18 protein-coding genes are annotated in these 19,919 nt (G+C 67.4%); 9 read left to right on the top strand and 9 right to left on the bottom strand.

Annotated elements, in window-relative coordinates:
* Positions 1–18: 18 nt before the first annotated feature.
* The 4 genes from OG782_RS18430 to OG782_RS18445 all read right to left on the bottom strand — a co-directional run bounded on the left by OG782_RS18430 (position 19) and on the right by OG782_RS18445 (position 3,848).
* Positions 19–375, bottom strand: a complete 357-nt coding sequence (locus OG782_RS18430; RefSeq protein WP_406452310.1) for a hypothetical protein — start codon at positions 373–375, stop codon at positions 19–21.
* A 231-nt stretch (positions 376–606) separates the two neighbouring features.
* The gene (locus OG782_RS18435; RefSeq protein WP_406452312.1) at positions 607–1,875 is read right to left on the bottom strand and encodes an MFS transporter; all 1,269 of its coding nucleotides are present in this window, start codon (positions 1,873–1,875) and stop codon (positions 607–609) included.
* A 124-nt stretch (positions 1,876–1,999) separates the two neighbouring features.
* The gene (locus OG782_RS18440) at positions 2,000–3,082 is read right to left on the bottom strand and encodes an inositol-3-phosphate synthase (protein ID WP_406452314.1); all 1,083 of its coding nucleotides are present in this window, start codon (positions 3,080–3,082) and stop codon (positions 2,000–2,002) included.
* Positions 3,083–3,143: 61 nt separating this feature from the next.
* Positions 3,144–3,848 (bottom strand): helix-turn-helix transcriptional regulator, encoded by a 705-nt coding sequence (locus OG782_RS18445; protein WP_406452316.1) that lies wholly within the window; start codon positions 3,846–3,848, stop codon positions 3,144–3,146.
* A gap of 389 nt (positions 3,849–4,237) precedes the next feature.
* Here OG782_RS18445 and OG782_RS18450 point away from each other — a divergent pair, with 389 nt between their 5' ends.
* Entirely contained in the window at positions 4,238–6,979 is a 2,742-nt protein-coding gene (locus OG782_RS18450; RefSeq protein WP_406452318.1) for a transglycosylase domain-containing protein, read from the top strand.
* Between the two features lie 135 nt (positions 6,980–7,114).
* Entirely contained in the window at positions 7,115–8,611 is a 1,497-nt protein-coding gene (locus tag OG782_RS18455; protein WP_406452320.1) for a glycosyltransferase family 87 protein, read from the top strand.
* A 20-nt stretch (positions 8,612–8,631) separates the two neighbouring features.
* Here the strand turns inward: OG782_RS18455 and OG782_RS18460 are convergent, their stop codons facing one another.
* From OG782_RS18460 to OG782_RS18470, 3 genes are all read right to left on the bottom strand, one after another.
* On the bottom strand, positions 8,632–9,663 hold the full coding sequence (locus OG782_RS18460) for an alanine racemase (protein WP_406452322.1): 1,032 nt from the start codon (positions 9,661–9,663) through the stop codon (positions 8,632–8,634).
* A 145-nt stretch (positions 9,664–9,808) separates the two neighbouring features.
* Positions 9,809–10,927 (bottom strand): lipid II:glycine glycyltransferase FemX, encoded by a 1,119-nt coding sequence (locus tag OG782_RS18465; protein ID WP_406452324.1) that lies wholly within the window; start codon positions 10,925–10,927, stop codon positions 9,809–9,811.
* Between the two features lie 184 nt (positions 10,928–11,111).
* Positions 11,112–11,426 carry a hypothetical protein gene (locus OG782_RS18470; protein WP_406452325.1) on the bottom strand — a complete coding sequence of 105 codons (315 nt, stop codon included), beginning with the start codon at positions 11,424–11,426 and terminating at the stop codon, positions 11,112–11,114.
* A 279-nt stretch (positions 11,427–11,705) separates the two neighbouring features.
* Here OG782_RS18470 and rpsF point away from each other — a divergent pair, with 279 nt between their 5' ends.
* The 4 genes from rpsF (at position 11,706) to rplI (ending at position 13,430) form a co-directional block, all read left to right on the top strand.
* Entirely contained in the window at positions 11,706–11,996 is a 291-nt protein-coding gene (gene rpsF, locus OG782_RS18475) for a 30S ribosomal protein S6 (RefSeq protein WP_018101872.1), read from the top strand.
* A 74-nt stretch (positions 11,997–12,070) separates the two neighbouring features.
* Positions 12,071–12,685, top strand: a complete 615-nt coding sequence (locus OG782_RS18480) for a single-stranded DNA-binding protein (protein WP_406452327.1) — start codon at positions 12,071–12,073, stop codon at positions 12,683–12,685.
* Positions 12,686–12,728: 43 nt separating this feature from the next.
* Positions 12,729–12,965 carry a 30S ribosomal protein S18 gene (gene rpsR / locus OG782_RS18485; RefSeq protein ID WP_003967857.1) on the top strand — a complete coding sequence of 79 codons (237 nt, stop codon included), beginning with the start codon at positions 12,729–12,731 and terminating at the stop codon, positions 12,963–12,965.
* A gap of 18 nt (positions 12,966–12,983) precedes the next feature.
* Complete coding sequence (gene rplI / locus OG782_RS18490) at positions 12,984–13,430, top strand: 50S ribosomal protein L9 (RefSeq protein ID WP_093895069.1); 447 nt, start codon at positions 12,984–12,986, stop codon at positions 13,428–13,430.
* A gap of 193 nt (positions 13,431–13,623) precedes the next feature.
* Here the strand turns inward: rplI and OG782_RS18495 are convergent, their stop codons facing one another.
* Entirely contained in the window at positions 13,624–14,961 is a 1,338-nt protein-coding gene (locus OG782_RS18495) for an MATE family efflux transporter (protein WP_406452329.1), read from the bottom strand.
* Positions 14,962–15,420: 459 nt separating this feature from the next.
* Here OG782_RS18495 and dnaB point away from each other — a divergent pair, with 459 nt between their 5' ends.
* Complete coding sequence (gene dnaB, locus OG782_RS18500) at positions 15,421–16,899, top strand: replicative DNA helicase (RefSeq protein WP_406452331.1); 1,479 nt, start codon at positions 15,421–15,423, stop codon at positions 16,897–16,899.
* A gap of 90 nt (positions 16,900–16,989) precedes the next feature.
* Here dnaB and def read toward each other — a convergent pair whose 3' ends face one another.
* Complete coding sequence (gene def / locus OG782_RS18505; protein WP_406452333.1) at positions 16,990–17,652, bottom strand: peptide deformylase; 663 nt, start codon at positions 17,650–17,652, stop codon at positions 16,990–16,992.
* Positions 17,653–17,762: 110 nt separating this feature from the next.
* On the opposite strand from def, the gene OG782_RS18510 reads away from it, so the two are divergent.
* Both OG782_RS18510 and OG782_RS18515 read left to right on the top strand, forming a co-directional pair.
* Positions 17,763–18,359, top strand: coding sequence for a helix-turn-helix domain-containing protein (locus tag OG782_RS18510; protein ID WP_406452335.1), 597 nt, complete (start codon positions 17,763–17,765; stop codon positions 18,357–18,359).
* Positions 18,360–18,514: 155 nt separating this feature from the next.
* Positions 18,515–19,897 carry a serine hydrolase domain-containing protein gene (locus OG782_RS18515; protein ID WP_406452337.1) on the top strand — a complete coding sequence of 461 codons (1,383 nt, stop codon included), beginning with the start codon at positions 18,515–18,517 and terminating at the stop codon, positions 19,895–19,897.
* Positions 19,898–19,919 lie beyond the last annotated feature (22 nt).

Consider the following 19,919-nt stretch of genomic DNA (forward strand, 5'->3'; position numbering starts at 1 on the left):
CTGCTCTCGGTACGGGGATCAGCTGCCCGGCTTCACCGGTGTCAGGCAGAGCACCACACTGCTTCGGCTCTTCCGGCGGCCCGAGGTCTCGTAGTAGGCGACGTACTTCTCCGCGTCACAAAGGTCCGTGTCAGAGGTGTTGTCGTGTACTTCGGCGACCTTGAACTCGGCCGCGGACGAACCGCAGTCGGCGGACTCCATGTCCGGGCTGAGATTGGTGCCCTTGTTCTCCAGGCAGTCACCGACCGCTGCGGCCTTGGCGTCGGACTCGAATATCTTGTCCCAGCCGAACTTCAGGCCGGCAAGCGCAGCGAGCGCCACCACGATGATGATGAGGTTGCGTGCCGCGAGAAACGCCTTTTTGCCGCCGGACATGTTCTGGGGCGGTCCCTGCGGAGGCATCCCCTGAGGGGGCGGACCGCCGGGCTGGCCGCCGTAAGGCTGCTGTGCCTGATGCGGAGGGTAGGGCTGCTGGGTGCCATACCCCGGCTGCTGCGGGTAGGGCTGAGCAGGCTGCTGTCCGTATGGGCCGGCGCCCTGCTGAGGCGGATAGGTCATGCGTGTACCCCCGTGAATCATGCTGTGTGTGTTCTTGACGCGGGCACGCTATAGGACTTCACCGCTCCGACTCCAACGGGCCATGGTCACGGCCACGGCCGCGTAGAGAACAGCCACCCCGATCACCACAGCTGCCGACTTCCCGTCAGGAGGCAGTACCACCGCGGAGATTGCGGCAGCGCCCACGAAGGCCACGTTGAACAGCACGTCGTAGAGGGAGAAAACCCTGCCGCGGAAGGAGTCGTCCACCGCGGTCTGCACCACTGTGTCCGTCGCGATCTTCGCCCCCTGGGTGACGAGTCCCAGGACGAACGCGGCGACGAGCATCGGCACAGGCGTGAACCAGAGGCCCAGCGCCGGCTCGAGGACGGCGGCGGCCGCCGCGCATACCGCCATCCAGCGGAACCGGCCGAGCCGCCCAGCGGCCCATGGAGTCAGTACGGCCGCCGCGAAGAAGCCCGCGCCGGATGCCCCCACAGCCAGTCCCAGTAGCGCCAGGCCGGCGGACTCGCTGTCCGCCCAGGCGTACCGGCACAGCATCAGGACCATGACGGTCAGCGCTCCGTAGCAGAAGCGGATCACCGTCATCGCAGCCAGCGCCCGTGCGGCACCTCTCCGTTCGGCCAGGTGGCGCAGTCCGTCCATGAGCCCGTGGGCGGTGGTGGTGAGAGCCTTCCCCAGACGCAGGCGGTTGTCGTTCGTGTCCGGCCCGAGAAGTCCGGAAGCAAGGCTCAGAGAGGCCAGAGCCGAGCCGAGATAGAGCGCAGCGCCCAGAAGCACCACCGCGGCGTCGGAGTCCGCCAGCAGGAGCCGCACGGTGAAGGCGAGGCCTCCGCCGGCCGTGGCCGCAAGGGTGCCCGCGGTCGGTGACAGGGAGTTGGCCAGCACCAGCCGGTCCCGGTCGACGACGCGTGGCAGCACGGCGGAGAGGCCGGCCAGGACGAAGCGGTTGACCGCGGTGACACAGAGGGCCGAGGCGTAGAAGAGCCAGTCGGGGGCGGAGCCGAGGATCAGGAGCGCGGTGCAGCAGGCGAGTGCGGTGCGCAGCAGATTGCCGTAGAGGAAGACCTGGCGGCGTGGCCAGCGGTCCAGCAGGACACCGGCGAACGGGCCGATGAGCGAGTAGGGCAGCAGGAGTACGGCCATGGCGGAGGCGATGGCAGCCGCGGACGTCTCCTTCTCGGGGGAGAAGACCACGTGCGTGGCGAGGGCCACTTGATAGACGCCGTCGGCCGACTGGGACAGGATCCGCACGGCCAGCAGGCGGCGGAAGTTCCGAAGGCGCAGGAGTATGCGCAGGTCACGCACGACGGGCATGGGAGCAAGGGTCACATACGTTGAGGGTCCCCGGGCGGATTGCCCGGGGACCCTCAACGGTGCGGGGGTCAAGGAGCGTTGCCGCTCCTCACCACGTCGCGCCGACGCACCGTGTCAGGTGACGTCAGTTGGAGACCTCACCGCGGATGAACTTCTCGACGTTGTCGCGGGCCTCGTCGTCGAAGTACTGGACCGGCGGGGACTTCATGAAGTACGAGGACGCGGAGAGGATCGGGCCGCCGATGCCGCGGTCCTTGGCGATCTTCGCAGCGCGGACGGCGTCGATGATGACACCGGCCGAGTTCGGGGAGTCCCAGACCTCGAGCTTGTACTCCAGGTTCAGCGGAACGTCACCGAAGGCGCGGCCCTCGAGGCGCACGTACGCCCACTTGCGGTCGTCCAGCCAGGCCACGTAGTCCGACGGGCCGATGTGGACGTTGTCCGCACCGAGCTCGCGGTCGACGATCTGCGAGGTGACGGCCTGCGTCTTGGAGATCTTCTTGGACTCCAGGCGCTCACGCTCGAGCATGTTCTTGAAGTCCATGTTGCCGCCGACGTTCAGCTGCATCGTGCGGTCCAGGACGACGCCCCGGTCCTCGAACAGCTTCGCCATCACGCGGTGCGTGATGGTGGCGCCGACCTGCGACTTGATGTCGTCGCCGACGATCGGGACACCGGCCTCGGTGAACTTGTCCGCCCACTCCTTGGTGCCGGCGATGAAGACCGGGAGGGCGTTGACGAACGCGACCTTGGCGTCGATGGCGCACTGCGCGTAGAACTTCGCAGCGACCTCGGAACCGACGGGCAGGTAGCAGACGAGGACGTCGACCTTGCGGTCCTTGAGGATCTGGACGATGTCGACCGGGGCCTCGGCCGACTCCTCGATGGTCTCGCGGTAGTACTTGCCCAGGCCGTCGTGGGTGTGGCCGCGCTGGACGGTGACGCCGGCGTTCGGCACGTCGCAGAGCTTGATGGTGTTGTTCTCGCTGGCGCCGATGGCGTCCGAGAGGTCGAGGCCGACCTTCTTCGCGTCGACGTCGAAGGCGGCGACGAACTCGACGTCCCGCACGTGGTAGTCGCCGAACTGGACGTGCATCAGGCCGGGCACCTTGCCGGCCGGATCGGCGTCCTTGTAGTACTCGACGCCCTGGACCAGCGAGGCGGCGCAGTTGCCCACGCCGACGATGGCTACGCGAACCGAACCCATTCCGGTTGCTCCCTGTGTGTAATGGATGTTTCTGATGAGCCCCCGCGGATCTGCGGGGGTCTCACTTGGCGGTGTCGCCGGACGGATCCGGCGGGTTGTTACCCCGCCGGGGCAGGCCGTCCGGCTCTCCTGCGGTGTTCTGCTGAGCTGAGCTCTCGGGCGAGGATCGTCGCTGATCCCGTCCCGACCGCTCGCTCTCGATGAGCTCGTTCAGCCAGCGCACTTCGCGCTCCACGGACTCCATGCCGTGTCGCTGCAGCTCAAGTGTGTAGTCGTCGAGGCGCTCGCGGGTGCGGGCCAGAGAGGCGCTCATCTTCTCGAGGCGTTCCTCCAGCCGGCTGCGACGGCCTTCCAGCACCCGCATCCGCACCTCGTGCTCCGTCTGTCCGAAGAAGGCGAATCGAGCCGCGAAGTGCTCGTCCTCCCAGGAGTCGGGGCCGGTGTGCGAGAGCAGCTCCTCGAAGTGCTCCTTACCTTCCGCCGTCAATCGGTAGACGATCTTGGCGCGGCGCCCTGCCAGGGAAGAGGCAGGAGCGACCCCGCGGCCGGAGCCGGGCGGTGCTTCTGCCGGTACATTCCCGGGCTCCTCGATCAACCAGCCGTTGGCGACCAGCGTCTTGAGGCAGGGGTAGAGGGTGCCGTAGCTGAAAGCGCGGAAGATCCCCAACGATGTGTTGAGGCGTTTGCGCAGCTCATAGCCGTGCATCGGGGATTCGCGGAGCAGACCGAGGACGGCGAACTCGAGGATGCCTGAGCGTCTGCTCAACCTCGCCTCCTCCTTGTCCGAGTGCTCTCGCGTGGCCCTGTGCCGAGCTGATGTACCGAGCTGATGTATCGACTCGATACATCAGCACGATAGATCGGTCTGCTCGCTGCGACAAGGGGGGCCTTAGTGAACGGCGTCACATCACTAATTCGTAGCAACCGACTTGCGTGATTTGGGGTGAACTTCGGCCCTAGGAGTGTTTTGACCGTGCGTAGTCTGTGCGGCATGCAGACCACCGGGAACCGTGTGACGTGCGAGCGCGTCAGTCTTCGCGGACTAACCGGATGCACTGCGGATGAGCCTGTCGCAGGGCTGGTCCGTAATTCGGGGGGACCGGATCTCAGCTGCCGCTTCCAGGCGCTCTCGCCTGCCCGAGGAGTAGTCGTTCGATGAGCGAGCACCGTCGCAAAACGCCCCAACCGCAAGGTGGCGGGCGTGCCGCGGCCAGACGAGCCACTCAGCAGTCCTCCGGACGCCGTGCGGCACCGTCACGCGGAGTAACTTCTGAATCACCTTCCGGTTCGTACGGCGAGGAGAGTCCGCACGGCGGGCGAGCCGCTGCCAGACGGGCCGCCCAGCGCGGCAGTGGTGGCCGCGGCGGTTCCGACGGCGGCGGTGGCCGGCGTCGCGGAGGCGGGGACGGCGGCCAGGAGGGCCCCGGCAGGGGCCGTGGGCGCGGCAGCCAGCGCCCGGCCAAGAAGCGCTTCATCGACTACCCGCGGGCCGGCAGGCAAGGCCTGCGGCGCTGGACGCCGTCGTGGAAGTTGATCTCCGGCCTGTGTATCGGCTTCCTCGGTCTGCTGATGGGACTCGCCGGTCTCGCGTACGCGATGGTGGCCAAGCCCGAGGTCCAGGATGCCGCGAAGGCGGAGAACAACGTCTACTTCTGGAAAGACGGCTCCCAGATGGTGGCCACCGGCGGTGAGGTGAACCGCCAGGTCATCGACTACGCCCAGATTCCCGAAGCGATGCGCAACGCCGTCATCTCCGCGGAGAACAAGTCCTTCGACCACGACCGCGGCATCGACCCGATGGGTATCGGCCGGGCCCTGTTCAACATGGCCAAGGGCGGCGAGACCCAGGGTGGCTCGACCATCACCCAGCAGTACGTGAAGAACTCGCGCCTCTCCCAGGAACAGACCCTGAGCCGGAAGTTCCAGGAGCTGTTCATCACGCTGAAGGTCGGCAGCGAGATGGACAAGAAAGACGTCATGGCCGGGTACCTCAACGTCTCGTACTACGGGCGGGGCGCCTCGGGCATCCAGGCAGCGGCCCGTACCTACTACGGCATTGACGCCAGGCAGTTGAACCCGAGCCAGTGCGCCTTCCTGGCGACCCTGCTCAAGGGGGCCAGCTACTACGACCCCGCCGGTGCCCCGGACGTCGACCGTGAGGAGGCGACCCCGGAGAAGAACAAGGCACGGGCGATAAAGCGCTGGAAGTGGATCCTCGACGAAGAGGTGAAGGACGGCCGGCTGAAGCAGTCCGAGCGGGACAAGTACCGGCACTTCCCGACGCCGGACAAGCCGAAGAAGGACGCCCAGCTGGGCGGGCAGATCGGTTATCTGGTCGGTCTCGCCAGGACGTACTACCTCAACAACAACACCGACCACGTCACCTCGGACATGCTCGACCAGGGCGGATACGAGATCCACACGACCTTCGACAGTAAGAAGGTCAACCAGCTCAAGAAGGCCGTCAAGAAGGTCTACGACGAGAAGATCAACGAGAAGAAGCGCCCGAAGACGGACACTCACGTCCAGTTCGGCGGCTCGTCCGTGGATCCGAGGACCGGTGCCATCGAGGCGATCTACGGCGGTGCGGACGCGACCAAGCACTACACCAACAACGCCGACCCCACCGGTGCCGCCGTCGGCTCCACCTTCAAGCCGTTCGTGCTGGCTGCCGCGATGGAGTACGGCAAGCGGGATCCCTCGGGCGCTGCCGATCAGCCCGAGTCGCAGCGTACGAAGGTCTCGCCGAAGAGCATCTACAACGCCGACGACAAGCTGAAGATCAAGAAGTACAACGGCGAGGTCTGGACCAACGAGAAGGGCGAGGAATGGCTGCAGACCAACGACGGCCATGAGTCGAGGGGCAACATCACCCTTCGTGAGGCGATGCAGTGGTCCGCCAACTCCCCCTATGTGCAGCTGGGCATGGACGTCGGCACCGACAAGGTGAAGCAAGCGGCCATCGCGGCCGGCCTGAAGGACGACAAGTACATGGCGGACGCGAACGTCCCGTCGTTCTCCATCGGCACCTCCTCGCCCAGTACGACCCGCATGGCCGCCGCGTACGCCACGTTCGCGGCCAGTGGCCAGCAGCGTGAGCCCTACTCGGTCACCCAGGTGAAGAAGGGCGGCGAAGTGGTCTACCAGCACAAGACGGTCGTCAAGAGCGCCTTCCCCAACGAGGTGGCCGACAACGTGACGGACGTCCTCAAGAACGTCGTCGAGAAGGGAACCGGCACGCCGGCCAGGCTCCCGGGCCGTGATGTCGCGGGCAAGACGGGTACGACGGACGACAACCTGTCGGCCTGGTTCGTCGGCTACACCCCGCAGCTGTCGACGGCGATCAGCATGTACCGGCTGGACGACGACGACAGCAACAAAAACCGCAAGTTCGAGAAGATGTACGGAACCGGCGGCGAGGACAAGATCCACGGCGCCTCGTTCCCGGCACAGATCTGGCACGACTACATGGCCGAGGCCATGCAGAACGAGAAGGCCGTGCCGTTCCCGAAGCCCGAGCCGATCGGCGACACGGTCTTCGGCGGCGGCGCGCAGAGCCCCACCCCGACCCCCACTCCGACGCCGACCCCGACGCCGACCCCGACACCGTCCAGCACGCCCTCGCCGACTCCTGACGTTCCGACGCCCGACCCGTCCGAGACCTGCGGTACGTGGGACTGGGACTGCCAGAACAACAACGGCGGCAATTCCAACGGCGGTGCCGACGGCGGTGCGGACACCGGCACGACGAACGGCACCACCGGTGGTGCGGACACCGGCACGACGGACGGCACGACAGCGGGCACCGGCGGCACCAGCCCCTCACCGGATACCGGCGGCAACGGGAACGGCAACGGGAACGGGAACGGCGGATTCTTCGGTGGCCCGGCCGGGTAGCGCCCGGCAGGCAGTGCACCCAGCGGGTCCGACAGGCTTCCGCGAGGTGATCCGAGCACGATGACGAGGGCCGCGGCACCACCGGGTGCGGCGGCCCTCGTCGCTTCCACCGTCCGGTACGGCAGGATGTGCGGCATGCCAAGCGCAGAGGACACGAGCGTGCATCAGGAACGGTCCGTCGTACGGCCCACGCACCAGGACGAGATCGCCGCGGCCGGCAGCGAGCTGATCGGTGGGAGGTCGGGCCGCTGGACGCGCCTCGGCTCCACCGCGCTCACTCCCGTGGGCGTCATCGCCCTGGTGGCGCTCGGGATGTTCGCGCTCGGCATGGTGCAGAAACTGCCCTGCTACAACTGGGCGTGGTTCAGGGGCGCCGGCTCCCAGTACACGCACGCCTGCTACTCGGACATCCCGCACCTGTACACCGGTCGCGGCTTCTCCGAAGGCCTGGTGCCGTACTTCGACCGGCTGCCGGGCGATATGCAGTTCCTGGAGTACCCCGTTCTCACGGGCGTGTTCATGCAGATCGCGTCCTGGCTGACTCCGGGCGGATCCATCCAGGAGCAGGAGCAGGCCTACTGGCTGGTCAACGCGGGCATGCTGATGATCTGTACCGCGATCATCGCCGTGTGTGTCGCCCGCACGCACCGGCGGCGCCCCTGGGACGGCCTCCTGGTGGCGCTCGCTCCCGCATTCGCCCTCACCGCCACGATCAACTGGGACCTGCTGGCCGTCGCCCTCACGGCCGCCGCGATGCTCATGTGGTCCAGGAGCCGTCCCCTGGCGTTCGGCATCCTGATCGGGCTGGCCACGGCCGCCAAGCTCTATCCGGTACTCCTGCTGGGTCCCGCGTTCGTGCTGTGCTGGCGGGCCGGGAAGTGGCGGGAGTTCGGGGTGGCCGCACTCGGTGCCGCGGGGTCCTGGCTGGTCGTGAACCTGCCGGTGATGGTGTTCGCGCCCGAGGGGTGGAAGAAGTTCTACACCTTCAGCGAGGAGCGCTCGATCGACTTCGGGTCCTTCTGGCTGGTCATCACGCAGCGCACCGGCACCTCGATCGAGGTCAGCACGGTCAACACCGTCTCGACGCTCGCGACGGCCGCTCTGTGCGCCGCCATCGGATGGCTGACGCTGACGGCGCCGCGCAGGCCACGGTTCGCCCAGCTCGCGTTCCTCGTCGTCGCGGTGTTCATCCTCGTCAACAAGGTCTACTCACCGCAGTACGTGCTGTGGCTGATTCCGCTTGCCGCGCTGGCCAGGCCGCGCTGGCGGGACTTCCTGATCTGGCAGGCGTGCGAGGTCATGTACTTCCTGGGCATCTGGATGTACCTCGCGTACACGACGAGCGGCGACAAGCACCAGGGACTGCCGACGGAGGGCTACCAGCTGGCGATCATCCTGCACCTGCTGGGCACGCTCTACCTCTGTGCCGTGGTCGTACGGGACATCCTGATGCCCGAGCGCGACGGTGTGCGGCGCGACGGCTCCGACGACCCGTCGGGCGGGGTGCTCGACGGGGCCGAGGACGTCTTCGTACTGGGGCATGCGGTGGTGTATCCGCCGAACCGTGCCGCACTCAACGTCGCGGGGCCGCGGGTGGAGTGGGGCACGGCGGGGGCACCTGCCGCCGACTGAGGGCCGGGCGGGCCGGTGCCTCAGCGGTCGACGAGGCGGTCGAACTGCGTGGTCGTGTGGCGCAGATGGGCCACCAGCTCGTCACCCACCCGCGGCTCCTCGGCGTCCGAGGGCACGAACAGGATCGACACCTGCATGTGCGGCGGCTCGGCGAACCAGCGCTGCTTGCCGGCCCAGACGAACGGCGACAGATTCCGGTTGACGGTGGCCAGGCCCGCGCGGGCGACACCCTTGGCACGCGGCATCACGCCGTGCAGGGCCTTCGGGGCCTCCAGGCCCACACCGTGCGACGTGCCGCCGGCGACGACGACCAGCCAGCCGTCGGAGGCGGCCTTCTGCTGCCGGTAGCCGAACCGGTCGCCCTTGACGACGCGCGTGACGTCGAGGACGGCGCCCCGGTACTCCGTCGCCTCGTGGTCGCCGAGCCAGAGCCGGGTCCCGATGCGGGCGCGGAAACGGGTCTGCGGGAACTGCTGCTGCAGCCTGGCCAGCTCCTCGGACCGCAGGTGGCTGACGAACATCGTGTGCAGCGGCAGCCGGGCCGCGCGGAGGCGGTCCATCCAGGCGATGACCTCTTCGACAGCGTCGGAGCCGTCCGTGCGGTCCAGCGGCAGGTGCAGGGCGAAGCCTTCGAGACGTACGTCCTCGATGGCGGCGTGCAGCTGCCCGAGCTCCTCCTCCTTGACGCCGTGACGCTTCATCGAGCTCATGCACTCGATGACGACCCGGGCGCCCACCAGAGCGTGCACACCGTCCACGGACGACACGGACCGGATGACCCGGTCCGGCAGCGGCACCGGCTCCTCGCCCCGCCGGAACGGGGTGAGCACCAGAAGATCACCGCTGAACCAGTCCTTGATGCGGGCCGCTTCGTAGGTGGTGCCGACCGCGAGCGTGTCGGAGCCGAAGCGGATCGCCTCGTCGGCCAGCCGCTCGTGGCCGAAGCCGTAGCCGTTGCCCTTGCAGACCGGTACGAGGCCGGGGAACTGGTCGAGTACGGATTTCTGGTGCGCCCGCCAGCGCGCGGTGTCGACGTACAGGGAGAGCGCCATGGCCGGTCCGGAACCTTTCTGGTGGCTGCGGTGGTGTCAGAGGTGTGCGGTGCTTCCGGACGATCCTGCCGAGGAGCTTCCGGAAGAGCCCATTGAAACGAATGAAGCCGGTTTCGTCAGCCTTGCGCGGCGGAACCGCGGCGGATCAGCGGCGTGACATGTAGATGTCGAGCGCCTTGTGCAGCAGCTTGTTGAGCGGGAAGTCCCACTCGCCGAGGTACTCCGCGGCCTGGCCGCCCGTGCCCACCTTGAACTGGATCAGACCGAAGAGGTGATCGGTCTCGTCCAGCGAATCGGAGATGCCGCGCAGGTCGTAGACGGTGGCTCCCATGGCGTACGCGTCGCGCAGCATGCGCCACTGCATCGCGTTCGAGGGCCGGACCTCGCGCTTGTGGTTGGCCGACGCGCCGTAGGAGTACCAGACGTGGCCGCCGACGATCAGCATGGTCGCGGCGGCGACGTTCTCGCCCTCGTGACGGGCGAAGTAGAGCCGCATCCGGTTGGGGTCCTCGTTGTTGAGGGCCGTCCACATGCGCTGGAAGTAACCGAGCGGGCGCGGCCGGAAGTGGTCGCGTTCCGCCGTGATCTCGTACAGCCGCTGCCACTCGGCGAGCTCCGCGTAGCTGCCCTGGACGACCTCGACACCGGCCTTCTCGGCCTTCTTGATGTTGCGCCGCCAGAGCTGGTTGAAGCCCTTGTGGACGTCTTCGAGCGAGCGGTTCGCCAGCGGCACCTGGAAGATGTAGCGCGGCTGTACGTCACCGAACCCGGCGCCGCCGTCCTCGCCCTGCTGCCAGCCCATCTTCCGCAGCCGGTCCGCGACTTCGAAGGCGCGCGGCTCGATGTGAGTGGCCTCGACGTCGCGCAGGCGCTTGACCTCGGGGTCCTGGATGCCGGCCTTGATGGCGGCGGCGTCCCAGCGGCGGATGACGACGGGCGGGCCCATCTTCACCGAGAAGGCGCCCTGCTGCTTGAGGTGGGCCAGCATCGGCTGCAGCCAGTCGTTCAGGTTCGGGGCGTACCAGTTGATGACCGGGCCCTCGGGCAGATACGCGAGGTACCGCTTGATCTTGGGCAGCTGCCGGTAGAGCACGAGCCCGGCGCCGACGAGCTGGCCGTTCCTGTCGAACCAGCCCAGACTCTCCGAGCGCCACTCGGCCTTCACATCCGCCCATGCCGGGACCTGCATGTGACTGGCCGCGGGCAGACTCTGGATGTACGCCAGATGCTGCTCACGGCTGATGGTCCTCAGGGTCAGGCTCATGCGGGGCGCTCCTCGGCAGGTGTGTCCCCATCGGTCAGGGGCTCCGGCTCTCGCGCCGAAGCCTACTGTGACCGGGAAGCGCGCGGTCTGGCCCCGTCGTACCCGTACGGCCCGGCACGGTGAGCGGGGCGGTCCCGTCCGGGGACGGTGCCGCCCCGGCCACCCTGCCGGGCCGTTGCCGCGGTCAGCCCACCACGCCGCCGAAGAGTCCGCCGTGGGCCATGCCGAGGAAGAACCCGATGGCGGACGCGCCCATGCCGAGGATCAGCGGGAACCTCTCACGTGTGGTCACGGAGATGTACTGCCCGTATGCGCCCGTGAGGATTCCGATGAGTCCGGCCCACGAGCTGAGCAGATGCAGGTTGTGGAACATCGCCGTCACGAACGCGAGGACGCCCAGGACCGCCGTCACCGCCACCAGGGTGTCCTGCAGGGGATGGGGCCTTCCGTCCGTGGCGAAGAGGGAGACGGAAGGGCGGGGCCGCATTGTCTGTGCCATGGAGTACCTCCTGGCCGAAAGGCGGCGCATCGTGGCGCCGCTCACACCCGATGTGTCCAGATTGCGTCTCCTGACCACCGGATTTCAACCGGAAGCCCGTCAGCAGGTACTCTGTACGGTCTGCACCGGTGTCTGCCCAGGCCAGCACAATCGACCCCTTCTCGACGGAGGGCGTTGTCAGTGGCGGCTGTTTTACTCGGAGACACTGTTGCTTACGCATCACGACCCTCCTGCCACGGAACGACCGTGGCCGCTGAGTCCAAAGGAGGTGGGTTCCACATGCGTCACTACGAGGTGATGGTCATCCTCGACCCCGATCTCGAGGAGCGAGCAGTCTCCCCGCTGATCGAGAACTTCCTCTCCGTCGTCCGTGAGGGCGAAGGAAAGGTTGAGAAGGTCGACACCTGGGGCCGTCGTCGTCTCGCTTACGAGATCAAGAAGAAGCCCGAGGGCATCTACTCGGTCATCGACCTGCAGGCCGAGCCTGCGGTCGTCAAGGAGCTCGACCGCCAGATGAACCTGAACGAGTCGGTCCTCCGGACCAAGGTCCTCCGTCCCGAGATCCACTGAGCTTCTAGCTCAGTGGTCATCGGGTTCGAGTAGCAGCAAGCAGCCAGAAGCAATCCCCGCCGAGAGGTTCATCCATGGCAGGCGAGACCGTCATCACGGTCGTCGGCAATCTCGTCGACGACCCCGAGCTGCGTTTCACCCCGTCCGGTGCGGCGGTCGCGAAGTTCCGTGTCGCGTCCACTCCCCGCATCTTCGACCGGCAGACCAATGAGTGGAAGGACGGCGAAGGCCTGTTCCTCACCTGCTCGGTCTGGCGACAGGCGGCGGAGAACGTCGCCGAGTCGCTCACGCGAGGCATGCGCGTTGTCGTGCAGGGCCGGCTGAAGCAGCGGTCGTACGAAGACCGCGAGGGCGTCAAGCGCACGGTCTACGAGCTGGACGTCGAGGAAGTCGGCCCCAGTCTCAAGAGCGCCACCGCCAAGGTCACCAAGACCACCGGTCGTGGTGGCCAGGGCGGCCAGGGTGGATACGGCGGCGGTCAGCAGGGTGGCGGTAACTGGGGCGGCGGTCCCGGTGCTGGTGGCCAGCAGGGTGGTGGCGGCGCTCCCGCCGACGACCCGTGGGCCACGAGCGCGCCGGCCGGCGGCCAGCAGGGCGGGGGCCAGCAGAGCGGCGGAGGCGGTTGGGGCGGAAGCTCCGGCGGTTCCGGCGGTTCTGGCGGCGGCTACTCGGACGAGCCGCCCTTCTAGGGCAGCTCGTACCCCCACTTCTTGATCACACAGGAGAAACACCATGGCGAAGCCGCCTGTGCGCAAGCCTAAGAAGAAGGTCTGCGCGTTCTGCAAGGACAAGACCCAGTACGTGGACTACAAGGACACGAACATGCTGCGGAAGTTCATTTCCGACCGCGGCAAGATCCGTGCCCGCCGCGTCACCGGCAACTGCACGCAGCACCAGCGTGACGTCGCCACGGCTGTCAAGAACAGCCGTGAGATGGCGCTGCTGCCCTACACGTCCACCGCGCGATAAGGGAAGGGTGACCGAATCATGAAGATCATCCTCACCCACGAGGTCTCCGGCCTCGGTGCTGCTGGCGACGTCGTTGACGTCAAGGACGGGTACGCCCGTAACTACCTGGTTCCGCGTGGCTTTGCCATCCGCTGGACCAAGGGTGGCGAGAAGGACGTGGCGCAGATCCGCCGCGCCCGCAAGATCCACGAGATCGCCACGATCGAGCAGGCCAACGAGATCAAGACCAAGCTCGAGGCCGTGAAGGTCCGTCTGGCTGTTCGCTCCGGCGACGCCGGCCGTCTCTTCGGCTCCGTCACCCCGGCCGACATCGCCTCGGCGATCAAGGCTGCCGGTGGACCGGACGTCGACAAGCGTCGCGTCGAGCTCGGCTCGCCGATCAAGACGCTCGGCGGACACCAGGTGTCCGTGCGTCTGCACCCCGAGGTCGCTGCGAAGCTCGGCATCGAGGTTGTTGCTGCCTGATTGGGCCGCATCTCAGCAGAACAGTGAAGGGCCGCATCCTCAGGGGTGCGGCCCTTCGCCGTTTCCGGATGCCGGCGTCATGAGGCTGTCCGTTTCAGATGAGGCTGTCCATTCCGGATGAAGCTGCCTGTTTCACGTGAAACGGACAGAGAAGTCTGCACGGGTGTCCGGGAAGGCCTGCTGCGACCCGCACTCAGCGGGAGGCGCCGGTGACCAGCCACTTGCCCGAGCGGGCGCGGAGCCAGAGCGTCACCAGGCGGACGACCATCATCAGGGCCATCGCGCACCACAGAGTGGTCAGCCCTCCGCCGAGGACGGGGACCAGCAGCGCCGCCGGAGCGAAGACAGCCAAGGTGACGAGCATGGCCCAGGCCAGGTAGGGCCCGTCCCCGGCGCCCATCAGTACGCCGTCCAGGACGAAGACGACCCCTGCGATCGGCTGGGTCAGCGCGACGACGAGCAGGGCCGGGAACAGCGTGTCCTGGACGGACTGGTCGCTGGTGAAGAGCGGTACGAACAAGGGGCGGGCGAGAACGATCAGAACTCCGAACACCACACCGGAAGCGACGCCCCACTGCACCATGCGGCGACAGGCCTCACGTGCGCCCGTTGTGTCGTCGGCTCCCAGGTAGCGTCCGATGATGGCCTGCCCCGCGATGGCGATGGCGTCCAGCGCAAAGGCCATCAGGCTCCACAGGGACAGAATGATCTGGTGTGCGGCAATGTCGGTGTCGCCCAGCCGGGCGGCGACGGCCGTGGCGATGAGCAGGACGGCGCGGAGCGACAGCGTACGGACCAGAAGCGGCACGCCTGCCTGGGCGCTGGCCCTGATGCCCGCGGCGTCGGGTCGTAGCGAGGCTCCGTGGCGCCGGGCGCCGCGGACCACGACAACGAGATAGGCGATCGCCATCCCGATCTGGGCGATCACCGTGCCCCAGGCCGATCCTGCGATACCGAGCCCGGCGCCGTAGACGAGGGCCACATTGAGGACTCCGTTGGCGGCGAAGCCCCCGATGGCGACATAGAGCGGGGTGCGGGTGTTCTGAAGTCCCCGGAGCACACCGGTCGCGGCCATCACCACCAGCATCGCGGGGATGCCGAGGCTGGAGATCCGCAGATAGGTGGTGGCGTAGGGGGCTGCGGTGTCGGAGGCGCCGAACACATCGATGAGCCAGGGGGCCAGGGGGAGGGTCAGCGCGATGACGGCCAGGCCTAGCAGGACCGCCAGCCAGATGCCGTCCATGCCCTGGCGGATCGCTGAGGCCAGATCGCCCGCGCCGACCCGTCGGGCGACGGCTGCCGTGGTGGCGTAGGCGAGGAAGACGAAGATGCTCACGGCGGTCGTCAGCAGAGCAGCGGCAACGGCCAGGCCGGCCAGTTGCGGAGTCCCGAGATGGCCGACGATGGCGCTGTCGACCATCACGAAAAGAGGTTCGGCCACGAGAGCGCCGAAGGCGGGGACAGCGAGCGCGATGATCTCGCGGTCGTGTCGCCGACGACTGGACGGCGGGGGTGCCGGTGCCTGGATCATGGCAGCCAATCTAATCTTCCACAGGTAATAGATGCAATCCCTTAGTGATCCTTACATTTGTGAGGGTGTGGCGTTCTCCTGCGTGCCAGTTGCCGTGATCTTGGGCCGACTCGGAAACTTTTTCTCCCCCACAGCCCGTGGATGGAGAAGGTGCAGGTCAAGCCGGTGATGGTGAAGGTGGTATGAGTTTGTCCACAGTGCTGTCCCCCGGTCCGTGCACAGGTTCTGAGGGGTTCTCCACAGCATCTGGTCCGTCGTCCACATGCCCTGTGGATAACCAGATTGGCTGACGGTGCCGGGCCGCCTACCGTGGTGCGGCGCCCCCACCTCGTTTCGGCCCTGGAAACCCGCGGAACCCGACACACCGGAACCGGAGTCGGGCGTCTTGTTTGTCGGTGCCGTGCCGTAAGAAAGAGTGGCACGGCTAGGTCCGCGGAGCGGACGGGAGGAGGTGGCCGGATGAGCATTCCCGAGCCTTTGGACGACCCCTGGGCCGACACCGGTCCCAGCGACCGGCTGCCCGTTTCCCGCCAGCGCCGGGGTGAGGGCCGGGACCGCGGTGAGCAGCACGACCGCGGCCGGGAGAGCGGTAACTGGGAAGGCGGTTCCGCGGGATTCGAGAGGGTGCCGCCCCAGGATCTCGACGCCGAGCAGTCCGTGCTCGGCGGCATGCTTCTGTCCAAGGACGCCATCGCCGACGTCGTGGAGATCATCAAGGGCCACGACTTCTACCGTCCCGCCCACGAGACCGTCTACCAGGCGATCCTCGACCTCTATGCCAAGGGTGAGCCGGCCGACCCGATCACCGTGGCGGCCGAACTGGTCAAGCGCGGCGAGATCACCAAGGTGGGCGGAGCCCCGTATCTGCACACCCTGGTCCAGTCGGTGCCGACCGCGGCCAACGCCTCCTACTACGCGGAGATCGTTCACGAGCGCGCCGTCCTGCGCCGGCTCGTCGAGGCCGGTACGAAGATCACGCAGATGGGATACGCGGCCGACGGCGACGTCGACGACATCGTCAACTCCGCGCAGGCCGAGATCTACGCCGTCACCGAGCAGCGGACCAGTGAGGACTACCTGCCCCTCGGCGACATCATGGAGGGTGCGCTCGACGAGATCGAGGCGATCGGGTCACGCAGCGGGGAGATGACCGGTGTGCCCACCGGCTTCACCGACCTCGATGCCCTGACCAACGGCCTCCACCCGGGCCAGATGGTCGTCATCGCGGCCCGTCCCGCCATGGGTAAGTCGACCCTCGCCCTGGACTTCGCCCGTGCCTGTTCGATCAAGAGCAACCTGCCCAGCGTGATCTTCTCCCTCGAAATGGGGCGCAACGAGATCGCGATGCGTCTGCTGTCCGCCGAGGCACGGGTGGCTCTGCACCACATGCGCTCCGGCACCATGACCGATGAGGACTGGACGCGGCTGGCGCGACGGATGCCGGATGTCTCCGCGGCCCCGCTCTACATCGACGACTCCCCGAACCTCTCCATGATGGAGATCCGGGCGAAGTGCCGTCGCCTCAAGCAGCGCAACGACCTCAAGCTGGTGGTCATCGACTATCTGCAGCTGATGCAGTCAGGCGGTTCGAAGCGTGCCGAGAGCCGTCAGCAGGAGGTCTCGGACATGTCGCGAAACCTCAAGCTGCTGGCCAAGGAGCTGCAGCTGCCGGTCATCGCGCTCTCCCAGCTGAACCGTGGCCCGGAGCAGCGGACGGACAAGAAGCCGATGGTCTCCGACCTCCGCGAATCGGGTTCCATCGAGCAGGACGCCGACATGGTGATCCTGCTGCACCGCGAGGACGCCTACGAGAAGGAGTCACCGCGCGCGGGCGAGGCGGACCTGATCGTGGCCAAGCACCGTAACGGCCCGACGGCAACCATCACGGTCGCCTTCCAGGGTCACTACTCGCGCTTCGTGGACATGGCGCAGACCTGATCCGGTTGATGCGGGGTCTCGGATCCCGTGTCGGAACCTCCACTTGTCCGGGATCCTTGCGGAAGGACGAGTCGGCCGTGCACCGAGCTGTCACCGGCCCAGGCCGGCAGCCTTGATGACGCGTTGGGCGAAGACGTCCTCGCGGCGGGCTGCCATCTGCCGCAGCGCTTCTTTGCGGTCCCGCTTGGAGAGCCGGTCGAGATACGTGTGGCCGAGCAGGTGATCGGTCTCGTGCTGAAGACACCGGGCGAAGTAGCCCGTTCCTTCGATGACGACGGCGTTGCCTTCCTTGTCGAACCCGTGAGCGACGGCATGATCGGTGCGGGGAACCGTCATGCCCGCACCGGGCACGGACAGACAGCCCTCGAGGTCGTCGACGAGCCGGCGGCTCCGCGGATCGGGCGGCTCCAGGACCGGGTTGATGATGTGGCCCACATGCCTGATCCCGTAGTCGTCCGGGCAGTCGTACACGAACAGTCGCAAGTCGACGTCTACTTGGTTGGCGGCGAGGCCGGCACCGTCGGCGATATGCATGGTGAGGAACATGTCGTCGATCAGGCTCGACAGTTCGGGGGAGCCGAACTCGCGCACCGTCCGGCAGGGACGGCTCAGGATCTCCTCACCCACCACCGTGACCCGGCGCACCGATCCCCGTTCCGTCTCGGGCGGCAGAGCCGGACAGGAGTCGACCGGGCGGCCTTGCACGCGGACTCGCCGGTCGGTGGGCCGGGACCGTTCGTGATGAACAGACATAGCTGTCTCCCCTTTTGCGCACGCCGCAGGCGCGGCGGAGGTCATCGCGGTCTGATGCCTTCAGCAAGGACTGCTTGCCAAGCCCTTTGCAAAGTAGCAGACTTTGCAAAGTGACTGAAGATGACGTCAACGCGCCGAACGACCGGACGCGCAGCACGGGCGAAGAGTTGCGTGAGCACGAGGTCCGCACAGCTCTGCTGCGCCTGCTCGCCGAAGTCGGCGCCGTCACGGCGACCGAGGCCGCGTCCCGGCTGGGCCACAGCTCCGGCCTCTGCTCATTCCATCTACGGCAGCTCGCACGCCACGGATTCATCGAGGAAGCCCCCCGCAGCGGGGGGCGCGCCCGCCCCTGGCGCATCAAGCAGCACCATTCCGCTGCCGAACCGGCTGCCACAGAGGATCAGTTCGGTGACCTGGCCCGAGGGCTGGAGGACGAGAGCTGGCAACGTTGGCTGGCCCAGCGCGATGGGGCACCGGCCGACTGGCGCCACGACGAGGCCTTCAGCGCCGTCGCCTACCTGACACCCGAAGAGATGAGCCGGGTCGCGGACGTGATCCGACGGGCGCTCGCGCCCTACCAGGACCGCGAACAACGCCCTCTGGCCCGGCCCGACCGTGCTCTACCCGTGGCCCTCATCACCCGGCTGTTCCCCCTGCTTCCCCACGAATCGGACGGCACACACCGGGACGGAGAGACGGCCGGCTGATGCTCCGCCACGGTCGGAGGACGGCCTGCCGGCGGGCTGGGGAATCGGCCCCCGCTCTCCGCAGGCCGAGGCGTACGGGGGTAGCTCAGCCGAGAGATGCACGTGGCCAGGGAAATGGAGTCGCCAAGCGCTTGCACGGGCGGTAGTTGTGGACGATGACTTCTTCTGCCGAACAATTGCTTCCGAGTACCCAGCGCGCTCTGCTGCATCGCATCGCCACCGCTCAGGCCGAAGGCCGCTCACCCTCCATGGCCGCAGCGGTGCAGCGGCAGGGCCAGATCGTGTGGAACGGCTCCCGCACCTGTGTCGACGGCCACGCCCCGGATGCCGATACGCAGTTCAGGATCGGTTCCCTTACCAAGACGTTCACCGCGGTGCTGGTCCTTCGACTCCGTGACGAGGGGCTGCTGGACCTGGCCGATCCGCTGGAGAAGCACCTCCCCGGAACGGGGTCGGGCGAGGCCACCATTCACCAGCTGTTGAGTCACAGCGCGGGACTCGGCGCCGAATCGCCCGCTCCGTGGTGGGAGCGGACGCCGGGCAGTCTGCGTCCCGGCCTCGCGGATGTGCTGGGTGACCAGACCAGGATGCATCCTCCCGGCCGCCGGCATCACTACTCCAACCCGGGTTACACGCTGCTCGGATCGCTGATCGAAGCGGTACGCGGTGCGTCGTGGGCAGAGGTGCTGCGCAGCGAACTCCTGGAGCCGCTGGGAATGCACCGTACGAGCCCGCAGGCGCAGGCACCGCATGCCGGCGGTTGGGCCGTCCATCCGTGGGCGGATGTCATGCTGCCCGAACCGGCCGAGGATCTCGGGCTGATGGCTCCGGCGGGGCAGCTCTGGTCCACCACCGCCGACCTCCTTCGCTTTGCAGCCTTCCTCGCCGAGGGAGACGACCGGGTGCTGGGTGCCTCGTCCGTCGCGGAGATGAAGAAGCCGTCCACACCGCCTGAGCCGGGGGACTGGGACGGGTCCTACGGTCTGGGACTTCAGGTGGTCCGGAGGAAGGGCCGCACGCTCATCGGGCACACAGGGTCGCTTCCCGGATTCCTGGCCGCCCTCTGGCTCAGCGCCGAGGACGATGTGGCAGCCGTCGCGTTCGCCAACGTCACATCCGGGGTGCTGGTCGGTGAGGTGGCGGCCGAACTCGTGGACATCGTCGCCGAGTCCGAGCCCCGCATTCCTGAGCCGTGGCGGCCGCTGCCCGAGGTGGACGCGGATCTTCTCGCGCTGACCGGACCTTGGTACTGGGGCACGCGTACGAACATCCTGCGCCTGACTCCCGATCGGGGCCTGGAACTGCAGACGCTGAACGGTCAGGGCCGTGGTGCTCGGTTCACGGCTCGTCCGGACGGTACCTGGATCGGGCTGGACGGCTACTACGCAGGGGAGACACTGCGGGTCGTCCGGAACGACGACGGCAGCGTGAACCATCTGGACCTGGCCTCATTCGTCTTCACACGGGAGCCGTACGATCCTGCATCGGCCGTTCCTGGTGGTGTGGACGAGGGAGGGTGGCGAGGCCTGGGGGGCTGAGTGCCTCGTTTCACGTGAAACG

The organism is Streptomyces sp. NBC_00876 (genome assembly GCF_045207435.1).
GTDB lineage: Bacteria > Actinomycetota > Actinomycetes > Streptomycetales > Streptomycetaceae > Streptomyces.